Origin of the sequence: Streptomyces sp. NPDC056128 (assembly GCF_042263835.1) — a bacterium.
In the GTDB taxonomy this organism is placed as follows: domain Bacteria; phylum Actinomycetota; class Actinomycetes; order Streptomycetales; family Streptomycetaceae; genus Streptomyces.
In genome coordinates this window covers 211,177-231,595 of record NZ_JBHJVQ010000008.1, presented here as the reverse complement: position 1 = coordinate 231,595, position 20,419 = coordinate 211,177, and the positions used below count along the sequence as shown (strand labels likewise).

General features: G+C 70.7%; 19 protein-coding genes. 8 read left to right on the top strand and 11 right to left on the bottom strand.

Annotated elements, in window-relative coordinates; all coding sequences use genetic code 11:
* Nucleotides 1–143: 143 nt before the first annotated feature.
* Nucleotides 144–1,799, bottom strand: a complete 1,656-nt coding sequence (locus ACFC1X_RS18860; protein ID WP_376355036.1) for a polyamine aminopropyltransferase — start codon at nt 1,797–1,799, stop codon at nt 144–146.
* 134 nt (nt 1,800–1,933) lie between these two features.
* Complete coding sequence (locus tag ACFC1X_RS18855) at nt 1,934–2,470, bottom strand: DUF2617 family protein (RefSeq protein ID WP_376355034.1); 537 nt, start codon at nt 2,468–2,470, stop codon at nt 1,934–1,936.
* An 866-nt stretch (nt 2,471–3,336) separates the two neighbouring features.
* Between ACFC1X_RS18855 and ACFC1X_RS18850 the strand changes: the two genes are divergently transcribed.
* On the top strand, nt 3,337–4,539 hold the full coding sequence (locus ACFC1X_RS18850; protein ID WP_376355032.1) for a pyridoxal phosphate-dependent aminotransferase: 1,203 nt from the start codon (nt 3,337–3,339) through the stop codon (nt 4,537–4,539).
* Between the two features lie 89 nt (nt 4,540–4,628).
* On the opposite strand, the gene ACFC1X_RS18845 is transcribed toward ACFC1X_RS18850, so the two are convergent.
* On the bottom strand, nt 4,629–5,165 hold the full coding sequence (locus ACFC1X_RS18845) for a YbjN domain-containing protein (protein WP_122616738.1): 537 nt from the start codon (nt 5,163–5,165) through the stop codon (nt 4,629–4,631).
* Nucleotides 5,166–5,278: 113 nt separating this feature from the next.
* On the opposite strand from ACFC1X_RS18845, the gene ACFC1X_RS18840 reads away from it, so the two are divergent.
* Entirely contained in the window at nt 5,279–5,515 is a 237-nt protein-coding gene (locus ACFC1X_RS18840; protein WP_376355029.1) for a hypothetical protein, read from the top strand.
* Between the two features lie 46 nt (nt 5,516–5,561).
* Here the strand turns inward: ACFC1X_RS18840 and clpB are convergent, their stop codons facing one another.
* Both clpB and ACFC1X_RS18830 read right to left on the bottom strand, forming a co-directional pair.
* Nucleotides 5,562–8,162, bottom strand: coding sequence for an ATP-dependent chaperone ClpB (gene clpB / locus ACFC1X_RS18835; protein WP_376355027.1), 2,601 nt, complete (start codon nt 8,160–8,162; stop codon nt 5,562–5,564).
* A gap of 196 nt (nt 8,163–8,358) precedes the next feature.
* Nucleotides 8,359–8,694: a hypothetical protein gene (locus ACFC1X_RS18830; protein WP_125494939.1), complete on the bottom strand. Its 336-nt coding sequence runs from the start codon at nt 8,692–8,694 to the stop codon at nt 8,359–8,361.
* A gap of 315 nt (nt 8,695–9,009) precedes the next feature.
* Between ACFC1X_RS18830 and ACFC1X_RS18825 the strand changes: the two genes are divergently transcribed.
* Genes ACFC1X_RS18825 through ACFC1X_RS18810 form a run of 4 tightly spaced genes read left to right on the top strand, consistent with a single transcriptional unit; the run spans nt 9,010 to nt 13,017 of the window.
* Entirely contained in the window at nt 9,010–10,020 is a 1,011-nt protein-coding gene (locus tag ACFC1X_RS18825) for a helix-turn-helix transcriptional regulator (protein WP_376355025.1), read from the top strand.
* A complete protein-coding gene (locus ACFC1X_RS18820) occupies nt 10,017–11,048 on the top strand; it encodes a LuxR C-terminal-related transcriptional regulator (protein WP_376355023.1) in 1,032 nt (343 codons plus the stop codon). Before ACFC1X_RS18825 ends, ACFC1X_RS18820 begins: the two co-directional genes overlap by 4 nt.
* A complete protein-coding gene (locus ACFC1X_RS18815) occupies nt 11,045–12,037 on the top strand; it encodes a LuxR C-terminal-related transcriptional regulator (protein ID WP_376355021.1) in 993 nt (330 codons plus the stop codon). The genes ACFC1X_RS18820 and ACFC1X_RS18815 overlap by 4 nt, the downstream gene beginning before the upstream one ends.
* Nucleotides 12,034–13,017, top strand: a complete 984-nt coding sequence (locus ACFC1X_RS18810) for a LuxR C-terminal-related transcriptional regulator (protein ID WP_376355020.1) — start codon at nt 12,034–12,036, stop codon at nt 13,015–13,017. Before ACFC1X_RS18815 ends, ACFC1X_RS18810 begins: the two co-directional genes overlap by 4 nt.
* Here ACFC1X_RS18810 and ACFC1X_RS18805 read toward each other — a convergent pair.
* Nucleotides 12,980–14,017 (bottom strand): LuxR C-terminal-related transcriptional regulator, encoded by a 1,038-nt coding sequence (locus tag ACFC1X_RS18805; protein ID WP_376355173.1) that lies wholly within the window; start codon nt 14,015–14,017, stop codon nt 12,980–12,982. The genes ACFC1X_RS18810 and ACFC1X_RS18805 overlap by 38 nt on opposite strands.
* Nucleotides 14,018–14,610: 593 nt before the next feature.
* Here ACFC1X_RS18805 and ACFC1X_RS18800 point away from each other — a divergent pair.
* Nucleotides 14,611–15,054 (top strand): response regulator transcription factor, encoded by a 444-nt coding sequence (locus ACFC1X_RS18800; protein WP_376355018.1) that lies wholly within the window; start codon nt 14,611–14,613, stop codon nt 15,052–15,054.
* A 62-nt stretch (nt 15,055–15,116) separates the two neighbouring features.
* Here ACFC1X_RS18800 and ACFC1X_RS18795 read toward each other — a convergent pair whose 3' ends face one another.
* A complete protein-coding gene (locus ACFC1X_RS18795; RefSeq protein ID WP_376355016.1) occupies nt 15,117–15,413 on the bottom strand; it encodes a hypothetical protein in 297 nt (98 codons plus the stop codon).
* 46 nt (nt 15,414–15,459) lie between these two features.
* Here ACFC1X_RS18795 and ACFC1X_RS18790 point away from each other — a divergent pair, with 46 nt between their 5' ends.
* Nucleotides 15,460–15,687, top strand: a complete 228-nt coding sequence (locus ACFC1X_RS18790; protein ID WP_376355014.1) for a GntR family transcriptional regulator — start codon at nt 15,460–15,462, stop codon at nt 15,685–15,687.
* 117 nt (nt 15,688–15,804) lie between these two features.
* Here ACFC1X_RS18790 and ACFC1X_RS18785 read toward each other — a convergent pair whose 3' ends face one another.
* From ACFC1X_RS18785 to ACFC1X_RS18770, 4 genes are all read right to left on the bottom strand, one after another.
* A complete protein-coding gene (locus ACFC1X_RS18785) occupies nt 15,805–17,970 on the bottom strand; it encodes a hypothetical protein (protein WP_376355012.1) in 2,166 nt (721 codons plus the stop codon).
* A complete protein-coding gene (locus ACFC1X_RS18780) occupies nt 17,967–18,653 on the bottom strand; it encodes an ABC transporter ATP-binding protein (RefSeq protein ID WP_376355010.1) in 687 nt (228 codons plus the stop codon). The genes ACFC1X_RS18785 and ACFC1X_RS18780 overlap by 4 nt, the downstream gene beginning before the upstream one ends.
* 121 nt (nt 18,654–18,774) lie before the next feature.
* Entirely contained in the window at nt 18,775–19,155 is a 381-nt protein-coding gene (locus ACFC1X_RS18775) for a hypothetical protein (protein ID WP_376355008.1), read from the bottom strand.
* Between the two features lie 180 nt (nt 19,156–19,335).
* Entirely contained in the window at nt 19,336–20,418 is a 1,083-nt protein-coding gene (locus ACFC1X_RS18770; RefSeq protein ID WP_376355171.1) for a sugar ABC transporter substrate-binding protein, read from the bottom strand.
* Nucleotide 20,419: the final 1 nt, after the last annotated feature.

The following is a 20,419-nucleotide window of genomic DNA, read 5'->3' as shown; positions in this document are numbered from 1 at the left end:
CGATCGGCCGCGCGGCCTTAGGTTCTCGGTGCGGGCGATCCACAGGGGGTGTGGCGGTCCGTCCGCACGCGGGGGAGGAGGGCGGGCCGCCGCACGGGGTCGTACTCGGGTCGTCCGGCCCCGGCTCCGCGTCCCCGGCGGGCTCAGTACCGCGGATGCACCAAGGTCGACGGGGGCAGATCCGGGATCCGGGTGCGGGACGCGGCGCGGGCGTCCCGGGTGAGCGACCGGGGCGTGAGGGTGCGCGGGCGGGGGCCCGGTGCCGTACCCAGGCGCAGTGCGGGGGGCGTGCGGGCGGCCAGGAGGAAGCCCCAGTCGCGGGGGGCGCCGGGGCCGGCGGCCGTGCGGTCGGGGCCGGGCGCGAAGCCGTCGTCCCGGGCGGCGACGCGGTAGGCGACGGTCGGCAGTCCGGCCGCGCGGAGCGTCGCGTCCACCGTCCAGAAGGTCCGGGGGCGGGCGGCGGCCGGGCCCGCGTGCACGGCCAGCCGCCCGTCGGGGGCGAGCACCCGCCGCAGCAGGCCGTAGAACTCCTGCGAGTACAGCTTGGTGCTGGCGGTGATGCCCGGGTCGGGCAGGTCCGAGATCACCACGTCGTACGTCGCGGAGGGCGTCGACCGCAGCCGCCGGAAGGCGTCCTCGGTGGTGACGTGGACGCGCGGGTCGCCGTAGGCGTGCTCGTTGAGGGTGGACAGGCCGGGGTCCTGCCGGGCCAGCCGGGCGAGCCCCGGGTCGAGTTCGACGACGTCGACGCGCCGGACACCGGGGCGCCGCAGTACCTCCCGCGCGGCGAGGCCGTCGCCGCCGCCGAGGATCAGCACGCGCGCGTGCGGGCCGCTCATCGCGGGGTGCACCAGGGCCTCGTGGTAGCGCCGTTCGTCGCTGCCGCTGACCCGCAGCCGCCCGTCCAGGAAGAGGCCGAGGGACCGGCCGTCGGGGTCCCCGGTGAGGACGACTTCCTGCACGCCGGTCCGGACGGCCACCCGGACGTCCTGGCCGTACACGGCCTGCCGGGCCGCCCGTTCGAAGTCGTCGGCGAGGACGGTGGCCGTGGCGAGGAGGGCGAGGACGAGGACGTTGGCGGTCAGCAGCAGCCAGCGGGCCCGGCGCGTCAGGTCGCGCCGGAACAGGCCGAGGACCAGGGCGGCGCCGACGACCACGTTGACGGTGCCGGTGAGCAGCGCGCCGGTGAGCTGGCCGAGGAAGGGGAGCAGTACGAAGGGGAAGGCGAGGCCGCCGACGAGGGCGCCGACGTAGTCCGCGGCGAACAGGTCGGCGACGGCGCCGCCCGCGTCCTGCCTGCGCACGCGCTGGATCAGCTCCATCAGCAGCGGCACCTCGGCGCCGATCAGCACACCGATGGCGAGCGAGAAGGCGACCAGCAGGAAGCGCGGGCCGTCGGCCCACAGGCCGCCCCAGCCGCCGGTCCAGGCGAAGACGGCGTACAGGATCATCGCGCTGGAGCCGCCGACGAGGGCGAGGACGGCCTCGACCGCGCCGAAGCCGGCGGCGGCCAGCCGGCGCAGCCGTTTGGCGGCGAGCGAGCCGAGGCCCATGGCGAAGACCATGACGGACAGGACGACGGACGCCTGGGTGACCGAGTCGCCGATCAGGTACGAGGCGAGGGCTACCAGTTCGAGTTCGTACACCAGCCCGCAGGCCGCGCAGACGAACACGCCCGCCAGGACCAGGAACCGCGCGAGGGCGGGCCTAACGGGCAGCCGCGCGGGCGCCTGCGGACCGCAGGGGCCGCCCCAGGACGGCGGAGAGCCGGGCGGGGCGGGCGCGTGCGGATCGATCACGGAGTGACGTTACGTCACTCCCCCACTGCGCTTCGTCACCCACACGTGTGAAACTGGCGTCGCGTTCGGCCCCACAGGTTTATCCGGGAGCGGCCCGGCGGCGCACCGCTCCCCGCCCGGCGGCGCCCCCCGGCTCACACCGCGGACGGTCTGAGCTGCGACGTCGGCACCCGGACGCCCACGCGGGTCCGGGTCGCCACCAGCTGCCCGTCCTGCGGATAGGCGTGCCAGGTGCGCCAGTGCACCTGCCCCTCGCGCCGCTGGGCCAGCAGCGCGGTGAAGGCGTGCGGGCTGCCCGGGAAGACGCCGGCCAGACCGTGCGGGTGGTCGGAGACGAGGGCCAGCAGCTCCTGGGCGCGGCCGGCGAAGGAGCCCGGTGTCAGTACTTCCACCCGGGCGGCGAACTCGTACTCCCAGTCGCCCACCCGTTTGGCGACGCCGAGCGGCAGCGGGGTGCTGCTGCCGGGGATGCACGCCACCGTCTCCGAGCAGCTGCCCCGCTCCTCCTCGAGGAGCACTTGATGGGAGGCGCCGAGGAGTCTCAACTGCAGTTTTGCGTCCGTGAGTTCGACATCGAGACAGGCGAGCGCGGGCAGGGGCTCGCGCCCCAGGGCCCAGGCCAGGTCTGCGGCGCGCGTGTCGGTGTAGGCGGTGTTCAGGGTCGTGAGCATGGATCGGCTCCGCAAGCACACAAGGAGAGGAAGGTGTGGGGCCTGCGCATCCCGGCGACTGCCGGGGATGCGGCCCGCTCAGCCCAGTCGGCCGGTCAGGAGGGGGGTCAACAGGTCGTCCGAGGAGCTGCGTTGGTGAAGGAGAGGGAATCATGAACTTTGGCGCCGCCACAGCGTTTTTACCCAACTTCGTGGCGTTTCCATCCCTCAGGGGGCTCCACAGCTCAACTGTTCAACCCGGGCGCGCACCCCGCCCGAACAGAGTGCGCCGGTGTGCGGAAGCGCCCGCCGGGCGTACTGCCCGACGGGCGCTCTTGGTGGGGCCCGGGGCCCGGTCCCAGGTGTGGGCCCCGTGGCGGGGATGCGGTTCCCCCTGGCTGGAGCTCAGCTGCCCCGTGTCAGCTGCCTCCACCGCATCCGCCGCCGCCCCCTCCTCCCCCGCAGGACGACCCGCCTCCGCAGGACGAGCCGCCACCGCAGGAGTGGCTTCCGTGGTGCCCGCCCGAGGACGAGCCACCGCCGCTGTCACCGGCCCACCAGCTGCCGCTGTTGCCGGGGCTCGGGTCCGTCCACCCCGAACGCCTGCCGCGCCGCGACCGGACGGTTCGGTCGACCCGCCGGCCGACCACGATTCCCCTGATCACCAGGGCCGCGACCACGATCAGGATGATGACTGTGACCATGACTCCACCCTCCTTCCATTTCCGGGCGTACACCCGGAAGGTCCCCCGAAGCAGTCCCCCGTCGGATGCCTCGCTCTGTCGGAATCTGTCGTGAAGCTCGTTGCGTGAACGGGAGATGCCCCTCGCCGCCGCGGCCCAAAGCAGAGTTGAGGAAGTCCAGAGCTTCGGCGCAGGATGACCGCCATGACCTCCATGAGCTCCAGCGCCCGCCCCCTTCTGAACCGCCGGCTGGCGGAGTTCGGAACGACGATCTTCGCCGAGATGTCCGCCCTGGCCCTGCGGACCGGCGCGATCAACCTGGGCCAGGGCTTCCCGGACACCGACGGCCCCGAGGAGGTCCGGGAGGCCGCCGTACGGGCCCTGCGCGACGGGCACGGCAACCAGTACCCGCCGGGACCCGGCGTCCCCGAACTGCGGGCCGCCGTCGCCGGCCACCAGCAGCGGCGCTACGGCCTGTCCTTCGACCCGGACACCGAGGTCCTGGTCACGGCCGGTGCCACCGAGGCCATCGCCGCCTCCCTGCTGGCGCTCCTCGAGCCCGGCGACGAGGTGATCGCGCTGGAGCCGTACTACGACTCGTACGCGGCCTGCATCGCGATGGCGGGCGGCACCCGCGTACCGGTGACCCTGCGTCCGCACGTCACCGACGAGGGCGCCGCCTTCCGCCTGGACCTCGACGAGCTGCGCGACGCGGTCACCGACCGCACCCGGCTGCTGCTGCTGAACACCCCGCACAACCCGACGGGCACGGTCCTGAACCGCGCCGAACTGGCCGCGATCGCCGAGCTGGCCGTGGAGCGGGACCTGCTGGTGGTGACCGACGAGGTGTACGAGCACCTGGTCTTCGACACCGCCGAGCACATCCCGCTGGCGACCTTCCCGGGGATGCGCGAGCGCACGGTGACCATCGGGTCGGCCGGCAAGACGTTCTCCTTCACCGGCTGGAAGGTCGGCTGGGTCACCGCGGCGCCGGCCCTGGTCACGGCGGTCCGCTCGGCCAAGCAGTACCTGACCTACGTGGCCTCCGGCCCGTTCCAGTACGCGGTCGCCGAGGCCCTGGCGATGCCCGAGTCCTACTTCACCGCCTACCGGGAGGACATGCGGGCCAAGCGGGATCTGCTGGCCGCGGGTCTGACGGAGGCGGGCTTCGGCGTGTTCCGGCCCGCCGGGACGTACTTCGTCACCACCGACATCCGCCCGCTGGGCGAGAGCGACGGCTTCGCCTTCTGCCGGGGCCTGCCGGAGCGCGCGGGTGTCGTCGCCGTCCCCAACGCGGTCTTCTACGACCACCGGGAGGCGGGCGCGCCCTACGTCCGGTTCGCCTTCTGCAAGCGGATTCCGGTGCTGGAGGAGGCGGTGGGGCGGCTCAAGACGCTGGCGGGGTGAGCCGGCGCGGGACGACGGGCCGGGTCAGGACAGGGAAGAGCCCGGCCCCCCGTGCTGCCGGGGACCGGGCTCGCCGCACGTGGGGCGGACTACTCGCCGTCCTCGTCGGTCGGCTTCTCCGCCTCGTTGACCTCCTGCTCCAGGCCGAGCTGCTCCACGAGCCACCGGTCGAACTCGATGGCGGCCCGCACCCAGCTGACCGTCGAGGAGACGAAGTGCTCCAGGCTGACGCCCATGCCGATCAGCATCTGCGCCTCGCCGATCAGGCGGACGGTGCCGTCGTCGTGGGTGTGGGAGTACACCTTGGGCCACAGGGTGCGCCGGTTCCAGTCGTCGACCGACTCGAGCAGCTGCGGCTTCTCGTCGATCTGGTGGGGCCGGTCGTAGAACGTCCGCACCGAGAAGACCTGCTGGTCACCCTCACCGCGGAACATGAAGTACGTACGGAACTGCTCCCACGGCGCCGCGAGGTCGCCCTCGTCGTCGACGACGTACTTCAGCTCCATCTGTTCGAGGAGCTGCTTCACAAGATCCTGATCCGGGACGACGGGGCCCGCCGGTCCTTGGGGCTGCGGCTCGGGCTGCTTGCCCCCGAAGTTCGGAATCGAGGACGGGTCGATGGTCACCGTGAATTTCCCTTCGTACGGATCTGGCCATCCTCCCCCATGCGGGGAGGGGCGTGGCAAGCCCGCCGGGGGCCTGTCAGCCCTGGGCTGACATGATCCGGCCGGTCGGGTGGATGTTCGACGGACGGAGGCGGGGGCGATGGCGCGCCACCGAGGGCGGGCGGGGGCCCACCAGTGCGCGCACGGTGCAGGGCTTCCACGACATCCACTACAGCGCCGCCTTCCGCATGCACCGCACGGGTGTCCAGGACTGGCTGATACACACCTGTCCGGACGTGCGGGTGCGGGTGCGGGTGGTGCACGAGGACGCCGGGACGGCGCTGGTGCGGTTCACGGCGTTCACCCTGTGACACACGGCGGCCCGCCACCCACGCGGGGTGACGGGCCGGGCGGTGTTCAGAGCGTCTTGCCCTCCGCCGCGGGTCCCACGATCAGGCCCTCGCCGAACCGGTCCACACGGACGGCGTCGCCGTCCTTGATCTCGCCGGACAGGATCTCCCGGGCCAGCCGGTCGCCGATCGCGGTCTGGACGAGGCGGCGCAGCGGGCGGGCGCCGTACGCCGGGTCGTTGCCCTCCTCCGCCAGCCAGGCCAGGGCCTCGTCGGTGACCTCCAGGGTGAGCCGGCGCTCGGCGAGGCGCCGGGACAGGCCCTCGATCTGGAGCCGCGCGATCCGGCCCAGCTCCTCCTGGCTCAGCGCCGAGAAGACCACGAGGTCGTCGAGCCGGTTGAGGAACTCCGGCTTGAACGAGGTCCGGACGACCTCCAGCACCTGCTGCTTCTTCTCCGCCTCGCCGGTGGTCGGGTCGACCAGGTACTGGCTGCCCAGGTTGGAGGTGAGGACCAGGATGGTGTTGCGGAAGTCGACGGTGCGGCCCTGTCCGTCGGTGAGGCGCCCGTCGTCGAGCACCTGGAGCAGGATGTCGAAGACCTCGGGATGCGCCTTCTCCACCTCGTCAAGGAGCACGACGGTGTACGGCCGCCGCCGCACCGCCTCCGTCAGCTGGCCGCCCTCCTCGTACCCGACGTAGCCGGGCGGCGCGCCCACGAGCCGGGCGACGCTGTGCTTCTCGCTGTACTCGCTCATGTCGATGCGGACCATGGCCCGCTCGTCGTCGAAGAGGAAGTCGGCGAGTGCCTTGGCCAGTTCGGTCTTGCCGACGCCGGTGGGGCCGAGGAAGAGGAACGACCCGGTCGGCCGGTCCGGGTCGGCGATCCCGGCCCGGCTGCGGCGCACGGCGTCGGACACGGCCCGTACGGCCTGCCCCTGCCCGATGAGCCGCTTGCCCAGCTCGTCCTCCATCCGCAGCAGCTTCTGCGTCTCGCCCTCCAGCAGGCGGCCGGCCGGGATGCCGGTCCAGGAGGCCACGACGTCGGCGATGTCGTCGGCGCCGACCTCCTCCTTGACCATGGTGTCCTTGGCAACCTCCTCCTCGGCCTCGGAGGCGGCCTCCAGGTCGCGCTCCAGGGTCGGGATCTCGCCGTACAGCAGCTTGCTGGCGGTGTCGAAGTCACCGTCGCGCTGGGCCCGTTCCGCCTGCCCGCGCAGCTCGTCGAGCTTCTCCTTCAGCTCGCCGACCCGGTTGAGGGACTGCTTCTCCTTCTCCCAGCGGGCGTTGAGGCCGCGCAGCTCCTCCTCCTTGTCGGCGAGGTCGCGACGCAGCCGCTCCAGGCGCTCCAGCGAGGCGGCGTCGGTCTCTTTCCCGATCGCCAGCTCCTCCATCTTCAGCCGGTCGACGGCGCGCTGGAGTTCGTCGATCTCGACGGGCGAGGAGTCGATCTCCATGCGCAGCCGGGAGGCGGCCTCGTCGACGAGGTCGATGGCCTTGTCGGGCAGGAACCGGGAGGTGATGTACCGGTCGGACAGGCTCGCCGCGGCCACCAGCGCACTATCGGCGATCTGCACCTTGTGGTGCGCCTCGTAGCGCCCCTTGAGCCCGCGCAGGATGGCGATGGAGTCCTCGACGGTCGGCTCGGCTACGAGCACCTGCTGGAACCTGCGCTCCAGCGCGGGATCCTTCTCGATCCGCTCCCGGTACTCGTCCAGCGTGGTCGCACCCACCATGCGCAGCTCACCACGCGCGAGCATGGGCTTGAGCATGTTCCCGGCGTCCATGGCGGAATCCCCGCCGGCCCCCGCCCCCACGACGGTGTGCAACTCATCAATAAAGGTGATGATCTGCCCGTCGGAGTCCTTGATCTCGGCGAGCACGGTCTTCAGCCGCTCCTCGAACTCACCCCGGTACTTGGCGCCGGCCACCATGGCGCCCAGGTCCAGCGCCACCAGCCGCTTCTCCTTCAGCGACTCGGGCACGTCCCCCTTGACGATCCGCTGGGCGAGCCCTTCCACGACGGCGGTCTTGCCGACGCCCGGCTCACCGATGAGGACGGGGTTGTTCTTGGTACGCCGGCTGAGCACCTGCACGACGCGGCGGATCTCCTGGTCCCGCCCGATGACGGGGTCGAGCCTGCCCTCCCGGGCGGACGCGGTGAGGTCGGTGCCGAACTTCTCCAGCGCCTTGTACTGGCCCTCGGGGTCGGCGGTGGTCACGCGGCGTCCACCCCTCGCCTTGCGGAAGGCCTCCTGCAACTTCTTCGCACTGGCACCCTGCCCCTCCAGTACCTCACCGGTCGCGCCGCCCTTCGCGGCGATGCCGAGGAGCAGGTGCTCGGTGGAGAGGTACTCGTCCCCGAGTTCCTTGGCGCGTGCCTGGGCGTCGGCGACCACGGCGAGCATCTCACGGCTGGGTTGCGGCGGTGCGACCGTGGACCCGGTCACGCTGGGCAGCCCGCCGACGATGCGTTCGGCGCCGCTCCGTACGGCGGCCAGGTCGGCCTCGACGGCGGCGAGCAGGTCGGTGATGTTCTCGTTGTCCTGCCCCTGGAGCAGAGCCAGCAGCAGGTGGGCGGGGGTGAGGTCGGCGTTTCCCTCGGTCACGGCCCTGCTGCTGGCCGCGTTGATGGCGTCCCGGCTCCGGTTGGTCAGCTCGGCGTCCACGTTCTGGCTCTCCTCCGTGTCTCCATGTCTCCCAGTGCTGACTCAAATAACGTACACAAAGTTGAGTCTATTTCACTCAAGGAGTGCGGCGGGAGGTGTGCCCACATAACGACAGCGGCGTCACCGTGTTCAGGTCACGGTGACGCCGCTGCCGGGGGGAAGCACCTGAGCGATTTGTTACGACGGGGGAATCGCGTCAGGCACTGCGGGGGGTGGCCGAGATGGTCCTGATGTCGGAGACCTCCGGCGGCGCGAGCCGGTGGTCCCGCTGGTCCAGGTTCACAAAGATCATTCCGTATCGGATGGCGCAGCGCACTGGCTGCGGCGCCCCCCGAGGCCGCCGCAGACACCGGTACGCCCGCACGTCACCGTCCTCGTCCAACGTGACGACGACCGGCTCGCCGAAGACGGTCACCATCAGGGAGTCACCGGGGTGGGGGATCGCGGTGACCAGGTCGATGAAGTGCCAGCCGGAGCGGTAGGCGGTGGCCATTTCTCGGCGGAAGGAGCGGTCGTCGGGTGGCGTCGTCATGTCAGGACCACGCACTGTCGTCAGTGAGAGCTTCTCCGGCCGGGGAGGCGGCTACCGCTTCCACAGACCAGGCGCTGTCCGCTCGGGCGTCACCCTTCGCCACAGAGAGGCCACTCAGTGTTCCGAAGGCCACAACGGCGGAGAAGGCGGCGACAAGCACCGAGCGAAGCATTCTCTTAGACATAGTCGGCTTCGTCCTCACTTGAAGGTCCCCTCTTCCCCCGTCGGATAAGACGATGGCTCATTCAGGCACGTCATGGCCACACAATCGGTGCATCATGTTCCTGCACGTTCAGGACCCTGGGGGGTGGAGATTTGACAACAAATCAGGCCAAAGCGACACATCCCCATGCAGTTACTGAACTGTGTGAGGAGGGGGCGCGCCTGTACGCGAACGCGCTGCGCACTGGACGTATCGCACGCGCCGAGGCGGAGCCCGTCCCCTGCCTGATGGAGTTCGCCCTGCTCCACCCCGACCCCGACGATGCCAACTGGCTCCTTCCCGTGGCACCCGCGGTCGCCCTCGCACGGCGGCTGAATCCGATCGAGCACGAGATATCCGAGCGGAGGCGGACGTCGATCGAGCTGGCCGCGGCCTTCGAGCCCTTCATGGCGCTCAGCGCGCAGGGCGCGGCGCCGACCCACTCGATCACCGTGCTGGAGGGACTCGACCGCATCAACGCCGCCCTCGATCTGGCCACGGACCAGTGCCTGATCGAAATGCTCACGGTCCAGCCGAGCGCTCGGCACCCCGAACGCCGTCTCATCGAGGCGCTGGAACGCGACCGGACTCTCATCGAGCGGGGTGTGCGGATCCGCACGCTCTACCAGCACACGGCGCGGTACAGCCCCGAACGCCTGGCCTACGTGGACCAGTTCCCGAACGGGAAGGCCGAGTACCGCACCATCGACGAACTCGTCGAGCGGCTCATCATCTGCGACGAGACCGTGGCCTTCATCCCCATCCGGGACGACCGCCAGGTCGCCCTGGAGATCCGGCACCCGGGTCTCGTCCGCTACCTGATCAAGGTGTTCGAGTTCATCTGGGGCCGCGCGGTGCCACTCACGGCCGGCGCACCGTACGAGACCGCCCCCGACGGCATCACCGACATCCAGCACTCCATAGCCAAGCTGCTGGTCGAAGGCCACGTCGACGAGGCCATCGCCCGCCGCCTGGGCATGAACGTCCGTACCTGCCGTGCCCACATCGCCAAACTGGCCCTGGCGCTGGGAAGCGGGAGCCGCGCTCAACTCGGCTATTTGATAGCCCAGTCGGGGATCCTGGAACAGGACCAGCATGGACTCGCGAATGAGGCCGGCCCGTGACCGGGGAGGCGCGTGACCCGAGGGGGGAGCGCCCGATCGAGCCGCACCTCGACCACGGTCCGGAGGAACTCTGCGCGGCGGGGACGGACCTCTACACACAAGCTCTGCGTGAAGGCCGCGTGCCCGCCCGGGAGGCTCTGGCGGTGCCCTGCCTCACGGGCTACGGACTGCTGCAACCTACGGTGGGCAACCTCGACTGGCTCGAACCGGTCGCCCCGGCTGTCGCACTGCACCGGATGCTGGACTCCTCGGCACAGCGTGTCGCCGCGGAGCGGCGGCGGGAAGCCCGGCTGGCCGCGACGTTCGAACCACTCATGCTGGTCGACGGCCGCCGCACGGCGGGAGGGGACGCCGGGGCCGTTCGGGTCCTCAACGGAGTCCCGCAGATCAACCAGGCCATCAGCGAGGTCATGTCCGACGCGACGAGCGAGCTGCTGTGCATACAGCCCAACGCCCACTACGGCGACCGGCGCGGGGAAGTGGCCCAGACCCTGTCCATGCGCCGGGACCAGGACATGCTCGACCGCGGCGCCCGCATCCGCACGCTCTACCAGCACACACAGCGTCACCTGCCGATGGTCAGGGCCCGTTACGAGCAGTTGCGCGGAGACGCCGAGGCACGCTCCCTGGACGAGGTGACGGACCGGCTCATCGTCGTCGACCGCAAGATCGCCTTCATCCCCGCCGACGGAGAAGCCACGCTGGCCCTGGAGGTCCGCCACCCCGCCCTCATCTCGTACTTCGTGACCACCTTCGAGCGCCTGTGGCGGCTCGCCACGCCCATGCATCCCCAGGCTGCGCAACGCCCCTCTCTGGGCGGCATCACGCCCCGCCAACGCACCATCGCGTCCCTCCTCGTCGAGGGCCACACCGACGCCGACATCGCAGAGCGCCTCGGCATGAACGTCCGTACCGCCCGCGTCCACATCGCCAAACTCGCCGCCACCCTCGGCAGCGAGAGCCGGGCTCAGCTCGGGTACCTGATCGCGGAGTCCGGGATCCTCAGGAAGGGAGTCGTCGCTCAGTGAGGAACTCACACCTGGCACACGGACCGGAAGAACTGTGCGCTACGGGACTGGAGTTGTACCACAGAGCGCTACGAGAGGGTCACGTAGCTGCCCCGGCCGTCGAAGCCGCGCCCTGTCTGATCGACTTCGGCCTCCTGCACTTTGCCGTCGACTACCTCGAACGTCTCGAGCCGGTCGCTCCGATCGTGGCCTTGCAGCGGCTGCTGCGCACATCGGACGAGCGCATCGCCGACGAGCGCCGGCGCGGACAGCACATAGCCGATGCTTTCGCGCCTTTCATGAGCCTCGTCCCGCCCGCCCTGGCGGACCCGGCCGCCTCCACACTCAATGTCATCAGTAGCAAGGATCGAACCAGCCAGGCCATCGCCGAGGCCATGGCCACGGCGAGGACCGAGGCACTCACGATTCAGCCCTACCGTCCACACCTCACGAGACGTCCTGAAGTCCACGACGCCGCGGTGACACGGGACCAGGCGTTCCTCGACCGCGGCGGACGAATCCGTGCTCTCTACCAGCACACCGTCAGGCACTCCCCTTACACCCGTGCTCGATATGACCACCTGACCGGCGACGTCGAAGCCCGCACCCTCGACGAAATCACCGAACGCCTCATCATTGTGGACCGCACCGTCGCCTTCATCCCCGCCAGCGCCGACCGCTCACTCGCCCTCGCAGTCCGCCATCCGGCCCTCATCGACTATTTCGTCAACACCTTCGACCGCCTCTGGCACCTGGCCACCCCCATGCACCCACTGGCGGTCCACGAACCAACCCTCAACGGCATCACCCCCCGCCAACACGCCATAGCCGCCCTCCTCGTCGAGGGCCACACCGACGCCGACATCGCGGAGCGCCTCGGCATGAACGTCCGTACCGCCCGCGTCCACATCGCCAAACTCGCCGCCACCCTCGGCAGCGAGAGCCGGGCTCAACTCGGCTACCTGATCGCCGAGTCGGGCATCCTCAAGACGGTAGACGTCGCTCGGTGACGCTCTCGCACTCGACACACGGACCAGAGCAACTGTGCGCCACAGGACTGGATCTGTATCGCCAGGCGCTGCAGCGAGGACACGTATCGCCCGCCGCTGCTGAAGCCGCACCCTGCCTCGTCGACTTCGGGCTCCTACACCTGTCACTCGATGACCACGACAGACTCGAACCCGTATCTCCGGTGGCCGCGTTGCACGGGCTGCTGCGCGCCTCCGGCGAACACATCGCCGACAAGAGGCGCAGCGAGACACATCTGATCGAGACCTTCAGCAAGCTCATAGAGTCCGACACCCGTCCTCGGACCGCCGAAGACACCCCAACCCTGAAGGTGCTCAGCGGCAAGGAACGCATCGGGGAGGCCATCAGCAGATCGATGGTCGTCGCCTCTGAGCAGGTCCTCACGGTCCAGCCGCACGACGGTCTCGTCAGGCCGCCCTTCCACCACCACGAAGCCGCCATGGAGCGGGACCAGGCGTTCCTCGACCGCGGAGGCCGCGTCCGCGCCCTCTACCAGCACACCGTTCGCAATGCCCCCTACGTCCTCGCGCGCTACGAGAAACTGACCGGCGACGTGGAGGCCCGGACTCTCGACGAGATCACCGAACGCCTCATCGTCGTGGACCGCACGGTCGCCTTCATCCCCGCCAGTGCCGATCGCTCGCTGGCCCTGGAAGTGCGGCACCCGGCCCTGCTATCCCACTTCATCACGACGTTCGACCGGCTCTGGCGCCTTGCGACGCCCATGCACCCCGAGACCGTCGAGCGTCAGTCCTCGGACGGCGTCACCCCCCGCCAACACGCCATAGCCGCCCTCCTCGTCGAGGGCCACACCGACGCCGACATCGCGGAGCGCCTCGGCATGAACGTCCGTACCGCCCGCGTCCACATCGCCAAACTCGCCGCCACGCTCGGCAGCGAGAGCCGGGCTCAGCTCGGGTATCTCATCGGGCAGTCGGGGATTCTTGACCGGGAAGGATGACGGGGGCCGGCACGCCCTGTGAGGTGCCGTCCAGGCCCGCCTGGGCTATGCGGACGCCCAGCTGGGTACGGCTCGCCGCGCCCAGGGTCTCCGAGAGGCGGGCGATGTGCGCGCGGGCCGTGCGGACGCTTATGCCCAGCCGTTCCGCGATCACCGCGTCCTGGTGGCCCTCCGCCAGCAGCGCCGCGATGGACTGCTCGCGGTGCGAGATGCCCTCGATGCCGGTGTCGGGGAGGGCGGCGGAGAGCGGGATCGCGAGGCGCCAGAGGCGTTCGAAGACCGTGACGAGGTAGGCGACGATCGCGGGGTGGCGCAGTTCCAGGGCCATGGTGCGGTCGGTGTTGGCCGGGATGAAGGCGACCGTGCGGTCGAAGAGGATGAGACGGTCGATGACCTCGTCCAGCGTGCGGGCCTCCACGGCGTCGCCCATCAACTCGAGGTAGTTGAGCAGGCCCTGGCCGTGCCGGGCGACGTGCGTGTACAGGTCCCGCATCCGCACCCCGCGCCCGCGCAGCGCCAGCGCCCGGTGAAGCCCCTCGGAGAGCTCCGCCTCACGCCGGATGCCGCCGGGCTGCACGGTCAGGACCTCCGTCGTGCACGCCTGCGTGGCCTCGTCCATGGCGGCCTGGATACGGGCCAGCCCGTCGAGGACCCGGATCGCCGAACTCTCCGTCCCGGCGGAGGAGTGGATGAGCCGGCCGAGCCCCGCGTACCACTCGAAGGCCTCCACCGCCGAGCCCACCCGCCGCTGACTCGCGCTGACCTCGTCGTGGACCCCGCGCAGCAGCCGCGTCATGACCTCCTGCGGAGAGGTCGGCACCAGCCAGTCCATGTCGTCGGGGTCGGGGTGCAGCAGGGCCAGTTCCAGGAGGCAGGGGACCGGTTCGGCGTCCTGGCGCGGCACCCGGCCGCGCCGTACGGCCCGGGAGTACACACGGTCCCCGGCCGCGCACAGCCGGTCGGCACCGTGCGGATGCTCCTGAGCCCCGTGCCCGGCCATCGCCCATCCCACCCCCGGTTCCGGCTCCTCCGCAGCGCAACTATGCGCGGCCGGGACCGGCTCCGCAACACGGCTCCTCCCCCACCGCAGGTGAGTATGCGCCGTAATGACCCTTTACGCACGCCCCCCGGTTCCGCTCATTGCAACAAGCTGAAGGTGTCGCGGGGTTGTACGCAGCGTGCATGCTGGGTGACGGCGGAGCATGACCGGCTCCGTCTGCCGTACTGAGGCCGCCTTGCCGTCGCGTGGGCAAGGCCAAGGGCCCGGACGGCGCGTGGGGGTGCGCATGGGGGAGGACAGAGATCGTGATACGCGTAGGCGTACTCGGCCGGGAGCCGCTGGAACGAGCCGGGGTCAGACGTGTGCTGGAGGAGGACACCAGGATCCGGATCGTCTGCGAGAACTCGGACCCGGCGTCCCCTCTGATCAGGACGTCCCGTCCGGACGTCCTGATCAGCATTCACCGCAGTGCGGACGAGGCGCTCGACGCTCTCCGGCGACCGAAGCCGGCTTCATCGGGGGCGACTGACGCCCCGGCCTCCGCTCCCGCACACGTCGTACTGGTCGACTCCTTGTCGGAATACGGCACACGCATGCTGCTCCGCCACGGAGCGCGCGGGATTCTGCTGCGCGGCAGCTCCGTACGGCACCTGCCGTGGGCGGTCAGGGCAGCCGCCGAAGGCACCGTCGCCCTCGGACCGGTTGCCGCCCGGTTCCTCGTCGATCAGTACGTCCGGCCCGGCCGCATGGCGGACGCGGTGGTCGCCGCGCGGGGGATGCTGAAGAAGCTCAGCGCCCGTGAGCGGGAGATCGCCCGGTTACTGGCAGACGGCGCCTCGAATCCCGACATGGCCGAGGCACTGGGGATCAGTGCGCACACTGTGAAGGACCACATCCGCGGGGTCTACGCCAAGCTCGGTGTCGACAACCGCGTCCAGGCCTCCCGGGTCGTGTGGCAGGCACAGATGCCCGAAGAGCCGACTACGAGCACGCAGGCGAGGAACTTCGTCGGCTGCGCGGGCCCGCAGGCACCGTGACGACCGCTCGCGCGGCGCGCGTTCCCCGGGCGCGAGCGGCGCGGGGCACGGCGGTGGCAAGGTCAGCCGTCGTACGGCGGGAGGCGCCGCCCCCGGCTCTCGGCGACGTTGAGAACGTCCGTCAGACTCTCCACGAGGCGGCGGATGATCCAGCGGAGTTCATCCACTGTGAGACCCGGTGTGTCCTCGACCACTGGACGCGCCAGTTCCACCACGGCGGCTGCCGACTCGATCTGCTCCTTCTCGACTCTGTCAGCCAGAAGGGAGAGCGGGCCGGCCGTGGCTTCGGTGATCAGGTACGCGGGCTTGCCTCCGGATCCTTTCCAAGGCAGTAGGCGGACGATGCCGGTGTGGCTCATGTCGTCAGCTCCTCGGTGGCTGATGGCTGTGCCCCGCCTCGATCTCATGGATCTTGATCGCTCGGTGCCCGTATGGCCTCAGGTCGCAGATGAGCTGCGGCGAAGGCTCGACGCGGGCCAGTACCCGCCCGCTACGCGCTTCCCGGCGGTGAACGAACTGGCTGCCGAGCTGGACGTGGCACCGAGCACGGCACAGAAGGCCGTGGCCGCTCTGCGGGCGGAAGGACGGCTCTACACCGTTCTGGGACAAGGCTCGTTCGTCGCGAGGCCGTGAGGCACCCCGGGGGGTGGACGACCTTGTGCCCCCCTTTGTGCCTCCCCCCGTCGGGGTGGGCCGCCGCCGGTTTCCGAGCAGACGCAGCCCCGGCCCACCGCCGCGAGACGCCTCGCCTCAGTCGTTGCGCGGGCGCCACACCAGTCCCGCGGCGGAGGCCGTTCGGGCGCCCCACCACGCCATCACCGCGGCGCACGCCAGACCGGCCGCGCCCACCGCCGACAGCGCGGACAGCCGGTCGGCGGAGTCGGCCATCAGCGGTGTGGTCACGTACCACGTCACGGCGACGGCCGCGCACACCGCGAAGGCGGTCGGCGCCAGGAGGGACCAGACGGAGACGGCGTAGTAGACGCGGCCGTTGCCGCTCAGTACCGAGACCGGCCCCAGTTCGCGGCCGGTCCGGACGAACTGGGCCACCGAGCCGATCCCCGCCACGACCACGATCACCAACACGCCCGCCACGGAGAGCAGCTCGAGCCACCGCTGGGCCGCGATGCCCTCGCCGCTGCCGCCGAAGGTGCCCGCCATCGCGAACACCTGGACGTCCGTCGCCATCGCCACGTGCGCGTTGGCGGCCTGGTGCACCCGTGACAGCGACAACTGCCGTTCGTCCCGGGCCAGGACCACCAGGGCCGCTTCGTCGGACGTACGCACGGTCTTGGACACGTCACCCGTACGGGCGTGGAGGTCTGCCCCGACGGACCGCTCCAGCTCGGCCGCAAGGGCCAGACCGGCGTGCCGGGTTCGCAATTCGACAGGGGCCGCGGCCGGACACGTGACTCCCAGGTCCCGCCACACCGGGCAGTCCGCGACGAGATCGATCCGCCCCGACCGGGAATCCCTCGTCATGGCCAGGGCATGCACCCCCGTCCCCAGGTCCCGTTCGAAGGAGGCCACGTCTGCGGTGGTCGTGGACAAGGTGGTCGACACCCGCAGGACGCTGGTGCCGAGGTGGTCCTCCACGGCGTGGACCCGGTCGCTCATGTCCGTGAACAGGCTGATCGCGATCTGGCCCTGCGCGGCCAGTCCGATCGCGACCACCACCGCGGCCACCAGCCGGGCCACCGGGCGCGCGCCCACCGCCAGCCGCCGGCCCGCGACCAGCATGCCCACCCGCCCGCGCGCGGCGCCCAACCGGGCCAGTGAGGGTCCGGTCGCCGCCACCACCGCGCCGGCCACTCCGGGCAGCAGGGCGATGGTGATCACACTCCCGGCCGCCAGGACCGGCAGGCGCAGGTCGTACGGAGCCAGCCCGGTGCCCCGGACCGTGCCGAAGAGAGCCACGGGGAACAGCCACAGCATCCACTCGCGACGCCGTCCGGCGGCCACGGGCCGGGTCGAGCCACCTGGCCGGTGGCGCGGCTGGAGCAGTACCACCGCGGCCAGAACCGCGAGCGGTACGCCCAGCAGGGCGCCCACCAGACCGGGGAGCGCGGCGCGCGCGTCCGGTTCGTACAGCACGAAGTCGACGACGGGCAGTGGCACGTCGGTGAGGAGTACGGGGGCGACCGCCACGGCCGCGGCCGACGCCCCGAGCGCCACGGGAAGGAACGCCTCGCCCACGGTGAACCAGGCCCGGGCGGTGGCGGAGGCGCCCAGCGCGGTCAGGACCGCGGCCCGCCGGTCCCGGGCCGCGGCGCCGACCCGGGCGGCGATCACGACGAACAGGCCGGCGGGAAGGCCCACCATCGCGAGATAGGCCCAGTGGAACTCCTTCGGCCCGAAGTTGTACATGTGCTCACCGAGCGACGGTGTCCAGGAGACACCGAATCCCGAGGCCCTGGTCATGTTCCCGGGGTCCAGTCGCTCCTCCGTCGGCCGTACGTACGCGAAGTACTCGCTCGGCGACTCCAGGCCGTCCGGGGCGATGGTGCCCACGCTCCGGCCGTACTCGCGGCGGACCTGGGGCCCGAGCGCCTTCAGGGCCGGGGAGAGCACGGCCTGTCCGGGCTCCGGCCAGCTGTTCAGGCCGGGGGGCAGGGGTGCCTGCGGGTTCAGGGGCTCGATGTAGACCACGTCGTACTGGCGGTCGCCGGCGCTCGCCAGCGTCGCCCGCCACAGCAGAGCGGCGGAGCCGGTGTCGGCGACTTGCGGCCAACGGGCCTGACTGCGCTCGGTCCGGCCGTCGAAGGAGGACACCGCGAGCAGGAATCCGCAGACGGTGAGGACGGCCACGGTGGTGGCCGCGAACAGCGCGAAGTACCGGATGCGGCCCGCTTCGGCCGCCCCGGACGCGGCTCGCCCCATGCGCAGCAACTGCCCCCGCAGGGCACCGCCGTTCACCGTGCGTCCTGCGCCTGGACCAGACGCCCCTCGTGCAGGTGCAGCCGCACATCGGCACGGCCCGCCACCAGGGGGTCGTGCGTCACCACCACCAACGCACACCCGTGTTCGCGCGGGGTACTGAACAACAGGTCGGCCACGGACTCCCGTTGCTCTCCGTCCAAGGCTCCGGTCGGTTCGTCGGCCAGCAGCAGTTCGGGGGTGTTGACCAGGGCGCGGCCCACCGCGACGCGCTGCCTCTCGCCGCCCGACAGGTCACGCGTGTCCGCGGCCCCGGGCACACCGAGGCGGGTGAGCAGGGACTCGGCGCGGGAGCGGGCTTCGGCCACCGCCTCCCCGGCGAGCAGGCTCGCGATCATCACGTTCTCCACCGGCGTGAGTTCGGGCAGCAGCTCGCCGAACTGGAAGACCATGCCCACGTGCCGCCGCCGGTGCGCGGCGAGGGCCCGCGCGGACAGCCGGGTCACGTCCTGCCCCACGACCTCCACACGACCCGACTGCGGGCGAATCAGCCCCATGACGCACATCAGCAGGGTCGACTTCCCGCTCCCGGACGGCCCCATCACGGAGACGGAACTACCCGGCGGCACGGTGAGATCGGCACCGGCGAGCAGACTCCGGCCGGACACGCCGTAGACCACCTCGCTCAGCCGCAGAACAGGGGGACGGGGGGTTGAGGTCACGCGGAGCTCCCTTGGTCGGGGGGATCACTCGATGTGTACGTCGCTGACAACGCATGCCTGACCGAGGGGCCGGGTCGGCCCCTCGGTCAGGCAGTGGTCGGGCTGCGTGGGCGGGACTGCGTCAGCCCGAGTGCCAACTGGTGTGCCAGTCGGGCAGGTTGTTGCGGGCCACCGTGCCGCGGGCCTTGTAGATCTCGGAGTGCCTACCGCTCTCGACGGTGCCCCTGTTCCCGTCGTTGTCGGAAGGACCGTTCGGGCCGTTCTTGTTCCACAGGGTCAGCTTGGTGCCCGAGTGGGCCACACGGTAGTACTCCGCCTTCACCCAGTGGCTGGAACCCGTGTCCTTGATGTTCATGATGGACCGGTTGCCCTCGGTCCAGAACCGGAGTTCGCCGCTGTAGGAGTGCGGGCCGATCTCGTACGCGAAGGCGGGCGTCGCCGTGCTCAGGGCCAGGGCGGCGATGGCCCCGACCCCGAGCCGTCGAGCGATTCTGACGTTCACTGAAGTGTGTCCCCTCGTCTGACGGAGTACCCGTGCCGCGACAGGCGGCAGGGAGGGAAACGCACCGCGGAGAGCCGTGCGTTTCCTGTGGCTCCCAGACTGCTCGGGGACGATCGAACGGAGAATCCACCCGTTGGGGGGTGTGAACGCGCCCCCCGCCCTGCCGGGGGGGTGGACTGCCTACTTCAGGCCGATCTCCGCGCAAGCGTCCGCGTACTTCGCCGTGCAGATGTCGCTGACCTTGTAGAAGCCGTCCGCGATGACCGTCTCGTCGATGTTGCCCTGGGTGAGGGCGACGACGGGGACGAGCTGGGCGGGGATGCCCTTGTGGGTGGGGCTGTCGACCTTGTCGCGGGCGAGTGCGTCGAACTGGATGTCCCGGCCCTGGACCCGTGCCACGGCCATCTCCGCGGCGTTCTCGGCCTCCTGCGGGTAGGACTTGTAGACGCTCATGTACTGCTCGCCGGTGACGATCCGCTGCACCGCGGCGAGTTCCGCGTCCTGGCCGGTGATCGGCGGCAGGTCGGTGACGCCCGCGTCCTCCAGGGCCTTGATGATGCCGCCCGCCATGCCGTCGTTGGCGGAGTAGACGCCCGCGATGTTGTTCTTGCCGATCTTCTCGATCGCCTCGGTCATGTTCGCCTCGGCGTTCTCCGGCTTCCAGTCCTTGGTGTCGAAGGACTGGGCGATCGTCACCTTGCCGTTCAGCTCGGACATCGCGCCGGCCTTGAACTGCTTGGCGTTCGGGTCGGTGGGCGAGCCGTTCATCATGACGACCTTGTCGGAGCTGTCCGCGCCACCGAGCGCGTCGAGCAGGGAGCGGCCCTGCACCTCGCCGACCAGCTCGTTGTCGAAGGAGATGTACGCGTCGATCGGGCCCTCGGCCAGCCGGTCGTAGGCGATGACCGGGATGCCGGCGTCCTTGGCCTTCTGCACGCCGTCCCCGATGGACTGCGAGTCGACCGCGTCCAGCACGATCACGTCGACCTTGTCGTCGATCATCTGCTGCATCTGCTCGGCCTGCTTCGACGCGCTCGCCTCGGCGTTGGCGTACTTGACGTTGCCCGCGTCGTTCGTGAGCTCGCCGACCTTGGCCTTGAAGAAGGGGTAGTCGAACTGCTCGTAGCGCGTGTTCGCCTTCTCCGGCAGCAGCAGCCCCACGGTGATGTCGTTGCCCTTGGTCGGGCTCGCCTCGTCGCTGCTCTCCGTCGCGCCGAGCACGCCGCAGCCGGCCAGCACGAGGGACATCGAGGTGGCAGCCATG

Bases quoted from the DNA above. Each gene is read 5' to 3' on its own strand.
- ACFC1X_RS18770 (WP_376355171.1), bottom strand. From the start codon at position 20,418: ATGGCTGCCACCTCGATGTCCCTCGTGCTGGCCGGCTGCGGCGTGCTC.
- ACFC1X_RS18830 (WP_125494939.1), bottom strand. From the start codon at position 8,694: ATGACGACGCCACCCGACGACCGCTCCTTCCGCCGAGAAATGGCCACC.
- ACFC1X_RS18790 (WP_376355014.1), top strand. From the start codon at position 15,460: ATGGATCTTGATCGCTCGGTGCCCGTATGGCCTCAGGTCGCAGATGAG.
- ACFC1X_RS18850 (WP_376355032.1), top strand. From the start codon at position 3,337: ATGACCTCCATGAGCTCCAGCGCCCGCCCCCTTCTGAACCGCCGGCTG.
- ACFC1X_RS18840 (WP_376355029.1), top strand. From the start codon at position 5,279: ATGTTCGACGGACGGAGGCGGGGGCGATGGCGCGCCACCGAGGGCGGG.
- ACFC1X_RS18800 (WP_376355018.1), top strand. From the start codon at position 14,611: ATGCTGCTCCGCCACGGAGCGCGCGGGATTCTGCTGCGCGGCAGCTCC.
- ACFC1X_RS18795 (WP_376355016.1), bottom strand. From the start codon at position 15,413: ATGAGCCACACCGGCATCGTCCGCCTACTGCCTTGGAAAGGATCCGGA.
- ACFC1X_RS18855 (WP_376355034.1), bottom strand. From the start codon at position 2,470: ATGCTCACGACCCTGAACACCGCCTACACCGACACGCGCGCCGCAGAC.
- ACFC1X_RS18805 (WP_376355173.1), bottom strand. From the start codon at position 14,017: ATGGCCGGGCACGGGGCTCAGGAGCATCCGCACGGTGCCGACCGGCTG.